Origin of the sequence: Alcanivorax sp., from assembly GCF_040119285.1 — a bacterium.
In the GTDB taxonomy this organism is placed as follows: Bacteria; Pseudomonadota; Gammaproteobacteria; order Pseudomonadales; family Alcanivoracaceae; genus Alcanivorax.
The window spans coordinates 184,006-198,067 of sequence record NZ_JBEDTY010000029.1; the positions used below are offsets into that span (position 1 = coordinate 184,006).

General features: G+C 55.1%; 12 protein-coding genes. 7 read left to right on the forward strand and 5 right to left on the reverse strand.

The window, feature by feature from the left end; genetic code table 11:
• The first annotated feature begins 62 nt into the window (after window positions 1–62).
• The 3 genes from ABNH10_RS07920 to ABNH10_RS07930 all read left to right on the forward strand — a co-directional run bounded on the left by ABNH10_RS07920 (window position 63) and on the right by ABNH10_RS07930 (window position 4,777).
• Window positions 63–1,154, forward strand: a complete 1,092-nt coding sequence (locus ABNH10_RS07920; RefSeq protein ID WP_349385424.1) for a WD40/YVTN/BNR-like repeat-containing protein — start codon at window positions 63–65, stop codon at window positions 1,152–1,154.
• Between the two features lie 10 nt (window positions 1,155–1,164).
• Window positions 1,165–3,546, forward strand: a complete 2,382-nt coding sequence (locus tag ABNH10_RS07925; protein ID WP_349385425.1) for an efflux RND transporter permease subunit — start codon at window positions 1,165–1,167, stop codon at window positions 3,544–3,546.
• A 220-nt stretch (window positions 3,547–3,766) separates the two neighbouring features.
• Window positions 3,767–4,777: a quinone-dependent dihydroorotate dehydrogenase gene (locus tag ABNH10_RS07930; protein ID WP_349385426.1), complete on the forward strand. Its 1,011-nt coding sequence runs from the start codon at window positions 3,767–3,769 to the stop codon at window positions 4,775–4,777.
• A 114-nt stretch (window positions 4,778–4,891) separates the two neighbouring features.
• On the opposite strand, the gene rmf is transcribed toward ABNH10_RS07930, so the two are convergent.
• Window positions 4,892–5,098, reverse strand: coding sequence for a ribosome modulation factor (gene rmf / locus ABNH10_RS07935; protein WP_035458491.1), 207 nt, complete (start codon window positions 5,096–5,098; stop codon window positions 4,892–4,894).
• A 254-nt stretch (window positions 5,099–5,352) separates the two neighbouring features.
• On the opposite strand from rmf, the gene rlmKL reads away from it, so the two are divergent.
• Both rlmKL and ABNH10_RS07945 read left to right on the forward strand, forming a co-directional pair.
• Window positions 5,353–7,467, forward strand: coding sequence for a bifunctional 23S rRNA (guanine(2069)-N(7))-methyltransferase RlmK/23S rRNA (guanine(2445)-N(2))-methyltransferase RlmL (gene rlmKL / locus ABNH10_RS07940; protein ID WP_349385427.1), 2,115 nt, complete (start codon window positions 5,353–5,355; stop codon window positions 7,465–7,467).
• Complete coding sequence (locus ABNH10_RS07945) at window positions 7,464–7,685, forward strand: glutaredoxin family protein (protein WP_349385428.1); 222 nt, start codon at window positions 7,464–7,466, stop codon at window positions 7,683–7,685. Before rlmKL ends, ABNH10_RS07945 begins: the two co-directional genes overlap by 4 nt.
• 78 nt (window positions 7,686–7,763) lie before the next feature.
• On the opposite strand, the gene ABNH10_RS07950 is transcribed toward ABNH10_RS07945, so the two are convergent.
• Genes ABNH10_RS07950 through lexA form a run of 3 tightly spaced genes read right to left on the reverse strand, consistent with a single transcriptional unit; the run spans window position 7,764 to window position 9,631 of the window.
• Window positions 7,764–8,597 carry a TatD family hydrolase gene (locus tag ABNH10_RS07950; RefSeq protein WP_349385429.1) on the reverse strand — a complete coding sequence of 278 codons (834 nt, stop codon included), beginning with the start codon at window positions 8,595–8,597 and terminating at the stop codon, window positions 7,764–7,766.
• Complete coding sequence (locus tag ABNH10_RS07955) at window positions 8,545–8,961, reverse strand: DUF1499 domain-containing protein (protein ID WP_349385430.1); 417 nt, start codon at window positions 8,959–8,961, stop codon at window positions 8,545–8,547. The genes ABNH10_RS07950 and ABNH10_RS07955 overlap by 53 nt, the downstream gene beginning before the upstream one ends.
• A gap of 55 nt (window positions 8,962–9,016) precedes the next feature.
• Window positions 9,017–9,631 carry a transcriptional repressor LexA gene (lexA, locus tag ABNH10_RS07960; RefSeq protein WP_349385431.1) on the reverse strand — a complete coding sequence of 205 codons (615 nt, stop codon included), beginning with the start codon at window positions 9,629–9,631 and terminating at the stop codon, window positions 9,017–9,019.
• Between the two features lie 328 nt (window positions 9,632–9,959).
• Between lexA and ABNH10_RS07965 the strand changes: the two genes are divergently transcribed.
• A complete protein-coding gene (locus ABNH10_RS07965) occupies window positions 9,960–10,610 on the forward strand; it encodes a cyclic nucleotide-binding domain-containing protein (protein WP_349385432.1) in 651 nt (216 codons plus the stop codon).
• Between the two features lie 44 nt (window positions 10,611–10,654).
• Here the strand turns inward: ABNH10_RS07965 and ABNH10_RS07970 are convergent, their stop codons facing one another.
• Window positions 10,655–11,095, reverse strand: a complete 441-nt coding sequence (locus ABNH10_RS07970; protein WP_349385433.1) for a universal stress protein — start codon at window positions 11,093–11,095, stop codon at window positions 10,655–10,657.
• 214 nt (window positions 11,096–11,309) lie between these two features.
• Here ABNH10_RS07970 and topA point away from each other — a divergent pair, with 214 nt between their 5' ends.
• Window positions 11,310–14,039, forward strand: coding sequence for a type I DNA topoisomerase (gene topA, locus ABNH10_RS07975; RefSeq protein WP_349385434.1), 2,730 nt, complete (start codon window positions 11,310–11,312; stop codon window positions 14,037–14,039).
• Window positions 14,040–14,062 lie beyond the last annotated feature (23 nt).

Here is a 14,062-nt window from a genome sequence, read left to right on the forward strand (position 1 = left end):
GGCTTCCCCGGTTGTTTTTTGCTTGGCCGTGAAGCACGGGCCCTTGGGAAGAGTAAGAAATAATGAAAAAAACAGTGTTAATGGCCCTGTCGGCCATGCTGTCTGCGCCTTTGCAGGCAGATTTTGTTTCTAATAATGGGCCTCTGGTTACGGCAAACAGCTATCTGGATATTGCCTATGCGGATAACCGGATCGTTGCTGTGGGTGACCGAGGCAAGATTCTTTATTCCGATGATCAAGGGGCTCATTGGAAGCAGGCGGCTACACCATCTGAAGTGTTGCTCACTTCCGTTTGTTTTGCCGATGCGCGACACGGCTGGGCGGTAGGCCATGATGCAGTGGTGCTGGCTAGCAATGATGGCGGAGAAAGCTGGGCCGTTCAGTACAGTGACCCTCTGGGGGCGAGTGACGGTGCAGAGCCCGTTGAAGAAGAACGGGACGATTACTCCATGGATGATCTCTATGGCAATCCCTACAGCGATAATGCTTACGGGGATGAAGATGATGACCTCTACGGCGGCGACGGTGGTGCCATGGCCCCCGTGGACACGTCTGGTGCGCCGTTGCTGGATGTGTTTTGCGATAGCCGTGGACGTGCAGTAGCGGTAGGGGGCTATGGTTATTTCCTGAAAACCAGTGATGGTGGAAAAACTTGGAATAAAGCCTTGGACAGCCTGGACAACCGTGATGGCTGGCACTTGTACGACTATGCCGCCGCGAAAGGGGGCAATGACCGTTACGTGGTAGGTGAAAAAGGTGTCATGTTCCATTCCGCAGATAAAGGTATCAGTTGGGAAAAGCTGAACAGTCCCTATGGCGGTACCCTGTTCGGTGTAACCACGATTTCTGATTACAAAGCGCTGACATATGGCTTACAGGGCAATGTGTGGTTGACGGCGAACCGGGGTCGCAGCTGGGTAAAAATCCCCTCAAAGCTGACCCGTGGTGTGAACGATGGCACGGTCCTGGCGAACGGCACTGTGGTGTTGGTCACGAATGCTGGTGGCATCCTTACCAGCCGCGATGGTGGTCAATCCTTTTCCCAGCGGTTCCTGCCGGGCCGCGATTCAATCTCCGCGGTTCTCCCTCGTGATGCGGGCGGCATTCTTGTCGCCGGGCAGGGTGGGTTGCGTGTGATTGAAGACGTTAAATAAGGGGCACAGCATGTCTGGTCGCATTTCTAAAGGTATTGCCAGTGGGCTATTTGCTGTTCGGCCTCTAATTCTACTGGCCTTTACCGTAGCCACTGTGCTGTTGGCTTTTCAGGCCAGCAAGATCCAACTGAACACCGATATTCGCAAGTTGATCCCGCTGGATCATCCGTACATACAGAATTTCCTGGAGCACCAGGACGACTTGAGCCTGGGCAATGATGTCCGGGTGATTGTTGCCGAAACCCAGGGTGAAGATATTTTCAACGACGATTACATCAATGCGTTGAAAGAAATCACCGATGAAGTGTTCGCATTGGAGGGAGTGGATCCCAGCAAGATTCATTCACTGTGGACCAGCAATGTGCGCTGGAATGAAGTTACTGAGCAAGGTTTCCAAGGCGGTGAGGTGATTCCCGCTGGTTACGATGGCTCCCAGGACTCACTGGAGCAGCTGCGTACCAACGTTTTGCGCTCCGGCCAAGTAGGCCGTCTGGTCGCTGATAACTTCCAATCCAGTGTTGTTCATGCTTATTTGCTGGATGCCCTGGGGGATGATGGGATTGATATTCCGGCTCTGTCTGCGCGCCTTGAAGAAATTCGCGGTCAGTACCAGGAGAAATATCCGAACGTGCGAATTCACATCGTCGGCTTGGCCAAAAAAGCCGGTGATGTGATGGCAGCGGCGAAAGAAGTGGCCATGTTCTTCTTCTTTACCCTGGCGCTGATCGCGCTGCTGCTGCTGATTGATACTCGCTGCCTGCGCAGTGCCCTGACCGTTACTGTTTGTTCCTTTGTGGCGGTAATCTGGCAGCTCGGTATTGTGAGTAGCCTGGGTTTCACCATCGATCCGTACTCCATGCTAGTACCGTTCTTGGTCTTTGCCATTGCGGTTTCTCACGGTGTCCAAATTGTTAACACCTTGGCCAACTATGCAGCGCAAGGACGCAGCTCTCTGGACGCCGCTCGTTCCACTTTCCAGGCATTATGTGTGCCGGGCATGGTGGCATTGGTGTCGGATGCCATTGGTTTCCTCACGCTCTACATGATTGATGTGGGTGTGATTCGCGAGTTGGCCATGGCAGCCAGTATCGGCGTGGCCGTGATCATTATTTCCAACCTGGTGATCGTGCCATTGGTGCTGTCCTACCTGGGCGTAAGTGGTGCATCCATTCAAAAAATTCAGGCGGGAGAGAAGAAAGATCATCCGCTGGCCGGCCTGTTTGCCCGCTTCACGCGTACGCCTTTAGCTGCTCTGTCCATTGCCGTGGCCGTGGCCGGTTACGGGGTGGGGATCTATATGAGCCAGGATCTGAAAATCGGCGATCTGGACAAGGGGGCGCCTGAACTGTGGCCGGACCCATGTGAAGACATGGAATGTCCGCGTGGCTATGAGCCCAAGCCCCGTTACCGCTATAACCATGATGTGAACTTTCTGGTATCGAACTACTCGGTCAGTGCCGATGTTCTGGTGGTTATGGGCAAGACGCCGGTGGAATCCTGCAACACCTATCAGGCCATGCAGGCAGTGGATGATTTGACGTGGAACCTGCTCAATGTGGAAGGAGTACAAGACGTGGCGACGATTGCGTCTGCGACGAAACGGATCTCTACCAACATGAATGAAGGCTCCATGAAGTGGGCGACCATTTCACGGGATCAGTACGCGCTGAATAACGTCATGAGCTTCATGCCGGATAGCCTATACAACCTGGACTGTTCGTTGACGCCGGTTTACGTGTTCCTGGATGATCACAAGGCAGAAACCCTGGAGCGTGTTACCCGTGCGGTGGCTGATTTTTCCGAGACCCGTAATAACACGGATGTAATGGAATTGAAGTTGGCTTCCGGCAATGCGGGTGTGGAAGCCGCCACCAACCAAACCATTGCAGCCAGCCAGTACCCCATGTTGGCACTGGTGTATGCGGTGGTGTCGGTGTTGATCCTGATCGCCTTCCGCTCTTTCCGTGCGGTAATTTGTATCATCGTGCCGCTTGGGCTGACCTCGATTCTTTGCCAGGCGTTAATGGCGCACCTAGGGATCGGGGTGAAGGTAGCGACGCTTCCGGTAATTGCTCTGGGTGTAGGTATCGGTGTGGATTACGGTATTTATATCTACAGTAAGTTGTCCGACTATCTGAAGCAGGGAATGGATCTGGAGGAGGCCTACAAGCAAACCCTGAAAACAACCGGTAAAGCGGTGGCCTTCACCGGGGTTACTCTCGCAGTAGGTGTAATCTTCTGGGTATTCAGTTCCATCAAGTTCCAAGCAGACATGGGGATCCTGCTGACCTTTATGTTCCTGTGGAACATGGTTGGTGCCCTGTGGCTCTTGCCGGCTCTGGCTCGCTTCCTGCTTAAGCCGGATCAGGCCCGCGCTAAACTGCGCAGTTAACTGGCGCGCTGATTCGTTGGTTATGTTCAAGCCCGGCTCTGCCGGGTTTTTTTGTGCCGCTTTGCGGCTGTTAGAGGCAAGCATGCTCAGCCACTGTAGCTATGGAAGTAGGTTGGATACTCAATAGGCTTACCGGCCTTTCTACTGTTCGACACAAAACATCGAAGTCACCGATGCCCTTGGCTATAATGCCGGCGATTACTACCGATCGGGCTCTTTCATGCTGTACTCCTTGGCACGACCTTTATTGTTTTCTCTATCAGAAGAGCATTCCCATGAGTTAACTCTGGCGATGCTGCGCAAACGTGCAGGCAAGCTGTGGCCCGGTACGGTACCGGCGGTTCCCAAGGAAGTGATGGGGATCGAATTCCCTAATCCGGTGGGCTTGGCGGCTGGCCTGGACAAAAATGGTGACTGCATTGATGGCTTGGCGGATCTGGGGTTTGGCTTTATCGAGGTCGGTACTGTAACGCCGCGGCCGCAATCGGGTAACCCGCAGCCTCGTTTGTTCCGGCTGCCGGAGGCTCAAGCGCTGATTAACCGCATGGGTTTCAACAACCTGGGCGTAGAGTATCTGGTGGGTGCGGTTAAACGTAGCCGCTATAAGGGTGTATTAGGCATCAATATTGGCAAGAACAAGGACACCCCGGTGGAAGAAGCCGTGCGGGACTACCTGATCTGCCAGCAGAAAGTGCATGCCTATGCCAGCTATCTGGTGGTGAATGTCTCTTCTCCGAACACGCCGGGACTGCGAACTCTGCAACATGGTGCGGCTCTGGAGGAATTGCTTAACACGCTGCGTGAAGCTCAGACACGCCTTGATCAAAAGCATCGCCGCCGTGTGCCTCTGGTCATCAAAATTGCCCCGGATAACAGTGAAGAAGAGCTGCAGGGCATGGCGGAAGCGTTCGTGCAGCATGGTATCGACGGCGTTTGCGTTGGCAACACCACACTTTCCCGTGATGGTGTGGAGAACCTGCGCAATGGTGGAGAGCAGGGTGGCCTCAGTGGCGCACCGTTAACCCCCATCGCTAACCGGGCACTGGCATCCATGCGCCATGCGCTCAATGGACGCATTCCGATTATCGGTGTTGGCGGCATCAATAGTGCGGACGATGCGCTGGAAAAACAGCGTCAGGGTGCTGATTTGGTACAGATCTACAGCGGCCTGATTTATCAGGGCCCGAGTTTAATCGGCGACATTGCCCGCGCCTGGCGGAAGGGGATCTAAGTTATTAGCTTCAAACGTACAGTTGCGAGCGAGAAGCTAGACATTAAAAAGGGCCCGGGTGGGGCCCTGTGGGTCGGCGTTGAAGGCGCCGGCAGGTTGTGAAACCGTCAGAAGTTAACCGATATTTTTCAGATTTTGAATGCTGGCAACCCCGAGCATACCGTGAGCAAAGTCAGTGCGACCTTCGCGCCATCCTCCCATCCAGTTGGTGCGGGCCTGGAGAGTGCCAAACGGGCAGTCTTCGCGAGATTTTCCATCCAGGCCGGCGTTATATCCCCGGTTGTAAGCGCGGTCATCTTTATTACGTTTTTGTCGCTTCATAAACGCTTTCCCTCTCACCGATAGCGGAATCGAAATATGACCCCTCGGCTGAGACTGTAGCCAAGTAACGGGGCCGACACATTCAGTATGGGAAACCGGTAAAGTAGTGTCGAATACCATGTAGCAATATGGCCACTGCTGTTTAAGCATATGGCGTATAAAGGACAGTTTGATGACAGTTTATGTAATGCATTGAAAAATAATGGTTTATTTTTTGTTTTGCACATAAATTAGTCATTTTAGAGGATTAGATAATGGAATTTGTGGCCACCTGCATGCCAGGTCTGGCAGATCTGCTCAGCGACGAACTAGGCTCACTGGGCATATCCGTAACAGAAACCGGGCGTGCGCATGTCAGTTTCTCCGGGGGCGTGGCGGATGCTCTGAAGGTGTGCCTTTGGTCCCGTTTGTCCGAGCGGGTGCTGCTGCATCTGGCCACCTTGGGTGTGACACCGGATATTGCACCGGAAAAGTTGGCGGCTAGCCAGGATTGGCTATCTTTGGTGGGTAACAATGCGCCAATACATCTGCATATTGAGCACGGTGCTGAAGTGCGTGGTGATAATCGGATCAGTGCCAAACGGTTTATTCATGCGTTACCGGAGCCGTTTGCCATCTCCCGTGAGCCGAAGGGCAGTTGCTGCATTCGTGCCCGGCTGGATTTGAATGAGGCACATCTGTGGTTGGATCTGGCCGGCGAGCCTTTGCATCGCCGTGGATATCGCCTCGCAGGCGGTCGTGCGCCGCTACGGGAAACCTTGGCTGCAGCCATGTTATGGGCTGTAGGGTGGGGCAAGGAAGGTCGCCATTGCGCGCTTCTCGATCCGTTTTGCGGTAGTGGCACCCTGGTAATTGAAGCGGCGCTGATAGCGGCAGGCCGGGCCGCCGGCGCCCAGCGTCAGCATTATGGTTTTCAGCACTGGCGTGGCTGCCGGCGCCAACTGTGGCTGGATGCTCAGAAGGAAGCCGGGGAGAGCGGTAAACGTCCGGTGCCGGCGGTATCCTTGAAAGGATTCGATTCTGAAGCCGGAACTTTGCAACTGGCTCTGCAGAACGCAGAGCGCGCCGGAGTACGCAACGCTATTCATTTTGAACGCCGGGAGCTGGGCGCTCTGCGGCGTCGAGACTTTGTAGAAAACGGCATTGTGGTAGGTAACCCGCCCTGGGGTGAGCGCCTGGAAGAAAAGCCACAAGCGGGCTGGCTGCATTATGCGTTGGGTCGCATTTTGTCGGTTCGGGCGCCGGGCTACCAGGCGTTGTTGCTGGGTGCGGATGCGGAAGTCATGGACCGCTCCGGGATGAACCTGGAGCAGCAATGGCGGTTGAAAAATGGCCCCTTCAATAACTTTATCCGTCTCTATTCACCCCGTAAGCAGACGCCAGCCAATGTGGTGAAAGTTGCTGATGATAGTGCGTTCAAGGTGCCCGAGGGCGCGCAGCCGTTATTGAATCGTCTGCGAAAGAATGGCAAGCACCTGCGTCGTTGGCTGGAGCGGGAGGACATTCAGTGCTACCGGTTGTATGACCGTGACTTGCCGGAATTCAATGTGGCCGTGGATATCTATGCGGATCAGGTGCTGGTGCAGGAGTTCAAGGCACCTAAAACCATTGATCCGGAAAAAGCGAAAGAGCGCCGCGACTGGGCGGTGACGGCGGTGCGTGCGGCATTGGGGGTTCACCGCGAACAGGTGCACCTGCGCACCCGTGAAAAGCAGAAGGGGAATCAGCAATATCAGAAGCTGGATGCCCAGGGGCAATACCGGGTCGTGCGTGAAGGCCAATCGCAGTTGTTGATCAACTTGCAGGATTATTTGGATACCGGGCTGTTTCTTGATCACCGGCCCACGCGTTTGCGTATCGCAGAAGAGGCCAGTGGCAAGCGCTTCCTTAACCTCTTCGCTTATACAGGATCTGCCACGGTACATGCTGCTGTGGGTGGCGCAAAACGCACCGTTACGGTGGATTCTTCTAAACGGTATCTGGATTGGGCGGCCTGCAACCTGGCCGCTAACGGGTTCTCCACCGATCAGCATGAATTGGCTCGGGCCGACACCATGCGTTGGCTGGATGAATGTAAAGAGCAGTTTGATCTGGTGTTCTGTGATCCGCCCACCTTCTCCAACAACAAGTCACGGAGTGACTTTGTCGTGGAAGAACATCACAGTGAATTGATTCGCAAAATCATGCGTTGTTTGGAGCCGGGTGGGGTGCTGTATTTCTCCTGTAACTACCGTCGCTTTCAAATGGATGAAAGCATCAGCAAGTGGTACGCGGTAGAGGATATCTCTCGCTGGAGCATCCCGGAGGATTTCCGTCGTAATGAAAAAATTCATTACTGTTACGCGATTCGTCATGTGGAGGATGCATGACGGCGGTGCTGTACACCACACTGGGGTGCCACCTTTGTGATCAGGCCAGGGAGCTGGTGGCCATGGTCAGGCCGGACCTGGAAATTACGCTGGTAGATATCGCTGAAGATGACAGCTTGATCGAACAGTATGGTGAGCGAATCCCGGTATTGATGCGCCAGGGGCAGGAGCTGGCCTGGCCCTTTGGCTTGCTCGACGTACAGCAGTTTCTTTGCTGATGTTGTGATGTCGGGTTACGCCTTTCAGGCTAGCCCGACAAACATCCTGCGCATTGTCGTGATGCATGCGTTTTCCGTTCAGCGAAACAGCGCTAGCGCATTTTGATACGTCATGGCGGCGACTTGTTGCGTCTCCTGGCCGCGTAATTGTGCGACGCGCTGGCCAATCCAGGGCAGTAGTGCAGGCTCGTTACGGCGCTTTTCTGGGGGGGCTTGCGGCAGATCCCGGGGGAGCAGATAGGGTGCATCTGTTTCCAAAAGCAGGCGGTTATCGGCAATGTTAGGCAGCAGCTCTGCCAGCGGTTTGCCACGTCGTTCGTCGCAGACCCAACCGGTAATGCCGATGTGACAATCCAGATCCAGGTAGGCGAACAGAGCCTCACGGGAACCGGTGAAGCAATGCACAACGGCGCCAGGCAGAGTATCGCGGAAGGATTTCAGGATAGGCAGAAAGCGTTCATGGGCATCACGCTCGTGAAGAAAAACCGGCAATTTGTATTCCGCCGCCAGGGCTAACTGAGCCTCAAAGGCCCGCTCCTGCTCTGGCCGCGGAGAAAAATCCCGGTTGAAATCCAGCCCCATTTCGCCGGCGGCTTTTATCTGTTCATGGGCGAGTAGATCTCGTAGCTCTGCTTCTAGCGCAGGAGAGTAAAAACGAGCGCTGTGAGGGTGCAGGCCGGCGGTGGCGAAAAGCCCTGGGTGCTCGTCGGCCAAGGCAATGGCGGCGCGGGACTCGTCGATAGTGGTGCCGGTAATTAGCTGCCAAGTAACTCCGGCGCAAGCCGCACGCTCAATCACGGCCTCCCGGTCGTCATGAAATTGTCGATCGGTGAGGTTAACGCCGATATCGGCCCATTGTTCAGACGCGATTTTCTGCGTTTCCGAAGGGGGGCTGTTGTGAGGTGCGGTCATCGGTTTCCTGCTCAGATAGCTGCTCGCGCAGGGATTCTACCCGACGACGGTTTGCACCTAAATCCCAATAACCGGTCCGTGATGCGGAACGGACCTCCACCACGCCATTCTCGCGAACATAAAAAGTAACATCGTCCACAAAGCGCAGTATCCGGCTCGTGAAGCGGGCTTGAATACGGGACTGGCCGACAACGTCATACTCCACGCGCGGGAGTCTGCTCAGCAGGATTTCCAGCTTTTTCAGGCTGTTCTTTCGATCAGCAGCAACCTGCAACGGAGCAACCCGTTTGTCACTCTGTGTAGCTAAGCTGGATATACAGTTAGGGGAATCCGGGCAGGGTGCCAGGAGATGGGTTTCAGCCATGGCAAACGCACTCCATACAATTAGGCAGAGGCCTATACCGGGGTAGATACAGGCTTTAAAAAGAGTTTGGGTCACGAATTAGTCCCACAAAAATGCCTTCGATAATAAGTTGATCAGCGGGCACCTTAATGGGTTCATAAGCTTCGTTAGCCGGCAGTAGGGTGGCGCTGGATTTATTCAACTTTAAGGTCTTCACCGTGACTTCTTCGTCAATGCGCGCGACAACGATTTCACCGGAACGGGCTACATTGGATTTGCGTACTGCAATCAGGTCGCCGTCGAAGATGCCCGCATCCACCATACTGTCGCCCTGCACCTTCAGCAGATAGGTGGGGCGCTGTTTAAACAGGCCTTGGGGCACCGGCACGGTGCGTTCCACGTTCTCGATGGCTTCAATGGGGATACCGGCGGCCACTTTACCGACGATGGGCAGTTCCTCTTCACCCCAGTAGGCGTGATCCAGCAGCTGGATGCCGCGAGAGCGATCACTGTGAAGTTTGATATAGCCCTTGCGTTCCAGGGCTCGGAGATGATCAGACGCCGCATTCTTGGATTGGAACCCCATGATGTCGGCAATCTCTGCACGGGTAGGGGCCATGCCGTTGTCCTTAAGACATTCACGGATGCAGTCGAGAACTTGTTGCTGTCGGTCGGTAAGTTTGCTGCTCATAACCTTCTCCCTGTTTCCTGCAGAGTGTGGCGCTTAGACGCGGCCACTAGGGAGTGGACAGGTCGGGCGAGCGCACATATTCGGTGTTGCCTGCATGGTGCATGTAGGCATATGTATTGTCACTTGCCTGAGCGTGTAGGTCATGGCTGACAGGAAGTGCGATATCTTGGATGCTAGCACGATCACTGATAATATGAACAGTGTTATTTGAACAGCATTGAGCGAAGGTTTTAACTCTCTTTTTCTCCTTGGCGTTGCTCTGCTGTTGCGGTCGCTCTAGCATGGGTGTAGTTGAATGTAATGCCATCAGACCAGTGGGGGATAGTGGATGGAGCAGGCCAATAATAATGATTTCGGCCAGCAACGGCGGCGCCAGCTGTTAGCCGGCGTGCCGTTTTTTAATGAAATTGCCCGTGATGATCAGAGCGAATTTTGCCGGCTTGAACAAACCACCCGTCTTTGGGTTGCCGCTTCGGGCGAAAGCATAATTCGGGCCGGCGACGTGGATTTCACTCTGTACTTTCTGTTGCGCGGACAGCTGGAAGTGCTGTCGGAGAATCCTCAGGGTGCACCACTATATTATGTGTCACCCGGTGAGGTGTTCGGCACCTTGTCCATGCTGCTGGGCACTCCGCGTAGCGCCACCATCAAGGTGGCGGACAATGCCCGAGAAGCGGTGTTGGCAAGCTTGGATTTTAATGATTTCAATGATGATAACAGCGCCTATTCACTGACAACTCGACTGGCTTTCTTCCATATGATTGTTCATCACATTCGCTGGACTTTGGAGGTCAAGCGAATGCAAGCGCCGACCCATGAACTGGTTCAGTCCATGCGCAAGTTGCCGGTGTTTCAGGGCGAGAAAAATAGCCCGCAAGAGCTGGCTGCATTGAAAGTGCAGGCGCAAGGGTTGGCAGAATTACTGTGTCGCTGGAATGAAGAAGGCCAGGCCAGCACCGGGGCACTGCAGCTGACCTGAGGGCTCTGCTTCGGGGAATACGCGCTGGCGCTATTTCGCCGTTGCTAGTGCTGGTCTACCTTAACGGCCAGCACATCGCAGTGCGCACCGGGGACCAGGCCTCTGGCCGTGGAGCCCAGCAGCAGTGCCAGGCCGCTTCGAGTGTGGCTGCCCACCACGATCAAATCCGCGCCTATCTTGTCTGCCTTGTCGAGAATGGTTTTTTCGATAGATCCCATGTCAACGTAAACGTTGGCTTCCGGCACGTGGTATTGGCAGGCGTATTTATCTGCCATTTCTTGGGCCTGTTTCATCAGCCCGCTTTGCAGGTCGGTTACATCCATGGGTACATCCGCGCCGTAGGCCAGAGCCAGCGGTTCGATCACATGGATCAAATGCAGTTCGCCGTCATTGCCCGACAGTACGCCTGCCGCGCGAGACAGTACCTGGGGTGATTCATCGCTGCCATCGATGGCAACCAGTATTCTGCGATAGGGACTCAGCACGGTTCTCTCCCTGAAAATTGAGGTTCACTGCAGTATAGCGCGCTTGTGCAGCGTTGCTAGCAGGCTGTTTCACAGAGGAGGGTTGCCCTGACAGGGTGGCTTGTACTACTACTAAAAAAGGAGCAAGGGGGCAGTTCCTGCTTGACCCGCCTATACCGGCGCTGTCTAAATAGCGCCCATCACACGCCTTAGACCGGATGTTGAGTACCTGAGAATGGGAAAATCGTTAGTAATTGTGGAGTCGCCTGCCAAGGCAAAAACCATTAACCGCTACCTGGGCGACGACTTCATCGTGAAGTCCAGCGTCGGCCACGTGCGGGACCTGCCGGTCAGTGGTGGCTCTAAAAAAAGTACCCCTCAGGAGCGGGCCAAGGAGGCAGCCTACACGCGCTCCTTGCCCAAGGAAGAGCGGGATGCCTATAAAAAGAAGAAGGCCAAGAAGCAGCTGATCAACCGTATGGGGATTGATCCGGAAAATGGCTGGGCCGCCCACTATGAAGTGCTCCCCGGCAAAGACAAGGTGGTCGATGAGCTCAAGCGCCTGGCTGCGAAAGCAGACCGCGTCTATCTGGCAACGGATTTGGACCGCGAAGGGGAGGCGATTGCCTGGCACCTGCGGGAAGTTATTGGTGGCGATGAAGAACGCTTCGATCGGGTGGTGTTCAACGAAATTACCAAGAAAGCCATTCAGGCGGCTTTCGAAGAACCTGGCAAGCTGGACTTGCACCGGGTAGAAGCTCAGCAGGCCCGTCGCTTCCTGGACCGGGTGGTGGGCTTCATGATTTCGCCGCTGCTGTGGGAAAAGATCGCTCGCGGATTGTCTGCCGGACGGGTTCAGTCCGTGGCGGTGGAGCTGGTAGTGGAGCGTGAGCGTGAAATTCGCGCTTTTATCCCGGAAGAATTCTGGGAGTTGTACAGCGATACCCATAGCGGCGATGGCGAAGCCCTGCGTTTGCAGGTGGCAAAGCATAACGGTGTGGCGTTCCGCCCTAACAACGGCGACGATGCCGCGGCGCACAAGCAAGCTCTGGAAAATGCCGGCCGCCTGACCATCAGTCAGCGCGAGCAACGGCCGACCCGTTCCAAGCCTTCCGCGCCGTTTATTACCTCTACCCTACAGCAGGCGGCCAGTACGCGGCTGGGCTTCGGGGTGAAAAAGACCATGATGATGGCGCAACGGCTTTACGAAGCCGGCCACATTACCTACATGCGTACCGACTCCACCAACCTGAGTTCCGATGCGGTGGCAGCCTGCCGGGAATGGATCAGCGAAAAGCTGGGTGATAAGTATCTTCCCGACGCGCCGCTGTCTTACAGCAGCAAGGAAGGGGCCCAAGAAGCGCACGAAGCGATTCGTCCTTCTGATGTACGGCGTACCTCCGATTCCCTGAAAGATATGGAACGCGATGCACAACGCCTTTATGAATTGATTCGCCGTCAGTTTATCGCCTGTCAGATGCCCCCGGCGGAATACCTCAGCTCCACGCTGACGGCCACCGGCAATGGCTACGAGCTGAAAGCGAAAGGGCGCATCATGAAGTTCGATGGCTGGACTCGCATTCAGCCGCCAGCCTCGCGCAAGGGCCAGGAAGACACCTTGCTGCCAGACGTGAAAGAAGGCGATGTGCTGGCCATCGATAATGTGGACGCCAACCAGCATTTCACCAAACCGCCGGCGCGCTTTACCGAAGCAAGCCTGGTCAAGGAACTGGAAAAGCGTGGCATTGGTCGCCCGTCTACCTACGCGGCGATTATCTCCACCATTCAGGACCGTGGTTATGTACGTCAGGATAACCGCCGTTTCTATGCGGAAAAGATGGGCGACATCGTCACCGACCGTTTAGTCGAGAACTTCCCCAACCTGATGGACTATGGCTTTACCGCCAGCATGGAAGAAACCCTGGATGAGGTTGCTGAAGGGCAGCGCAACTGGCAGGACGTGCTCAACGAGTTCTACAAGGACTTTGTGAGCAAGCTGGACGCAGCCCAGGGTGAAGGCGCCGGCAAGCAGGCAGTGGGCGGCATGCGCGCTAACCTGCCTACCGACACCGAGATTGAGTGCCCAACCTGTGGCCGCCCGATGCAGATTCGTACCGGCTCCACCGGGGTGTTCCTGGGTTGTTCTGGTTATGCTCTGCCGCCGAAAGAGCGTTGCACCGCCACGTTAAACCTGTTGCCCGGTGAAGAAGCGGAAGCGGTGAAAACGGATGATGATGAAGAAGCGGAAACCAACGAATTACGTAGCAAGAAGCGCTGCCAGAAATGTGGCACCGCCATGGAAAATTACCTGATCGACGAGAAGCGCAAGTTGCACATCTGCGGTAACAACCCGGACTGCGACGGCTATGTGATCGAGAAGGGTGAGTTCCGTATCAAGGGTTATGATGGCCCGGTGCTGGAATGTGAGAAGTGTGGCAATGATATGCAGTTGCGCACTGGCCGTTTTGGCAAATTCTTCAAATGCACCAATGATGAGTGCGGCAATACCCGCAAGCTGCTTAAGAGCGGCGAGCCGGCACCGCCACGAGCCGACCCGATCCCCATGCCACATCTGCAATGCCAGAAGGTGGATGACCATTATCTGTTGCGTGATGGTGCCTCCGGCCTGTTTTTGGCCGCCAGCAAGTTCCCCAAAAATCGGGAAACGCGTCCGCCACTAATCGAAGAAATTCAGACTGTGGCCAAGCAGCTGGATCCCAAGCATGCCTATTTGGCCCAAGCGCCTGCTGCGGACCCGGACGGCAATAAAGGCGTGCTGCGCTATAGCCGCAAGGCCAAAGAGCAGTATGTGATGAGCGAGATCGACGGTAAGGCCACTGGTTGGATGGCGTTCTATCGCGATGGCAAATGGGTCGAGGAACAGACCAAGAAAAAAGCCCCCGCGAAAAAGAAAGCTGCGGCCAAGAAAAAGGCCACGAAGAAAAAAGCCCCGGCCAAGAAGTAACAAGCACGCTATAGCCTGTGGCC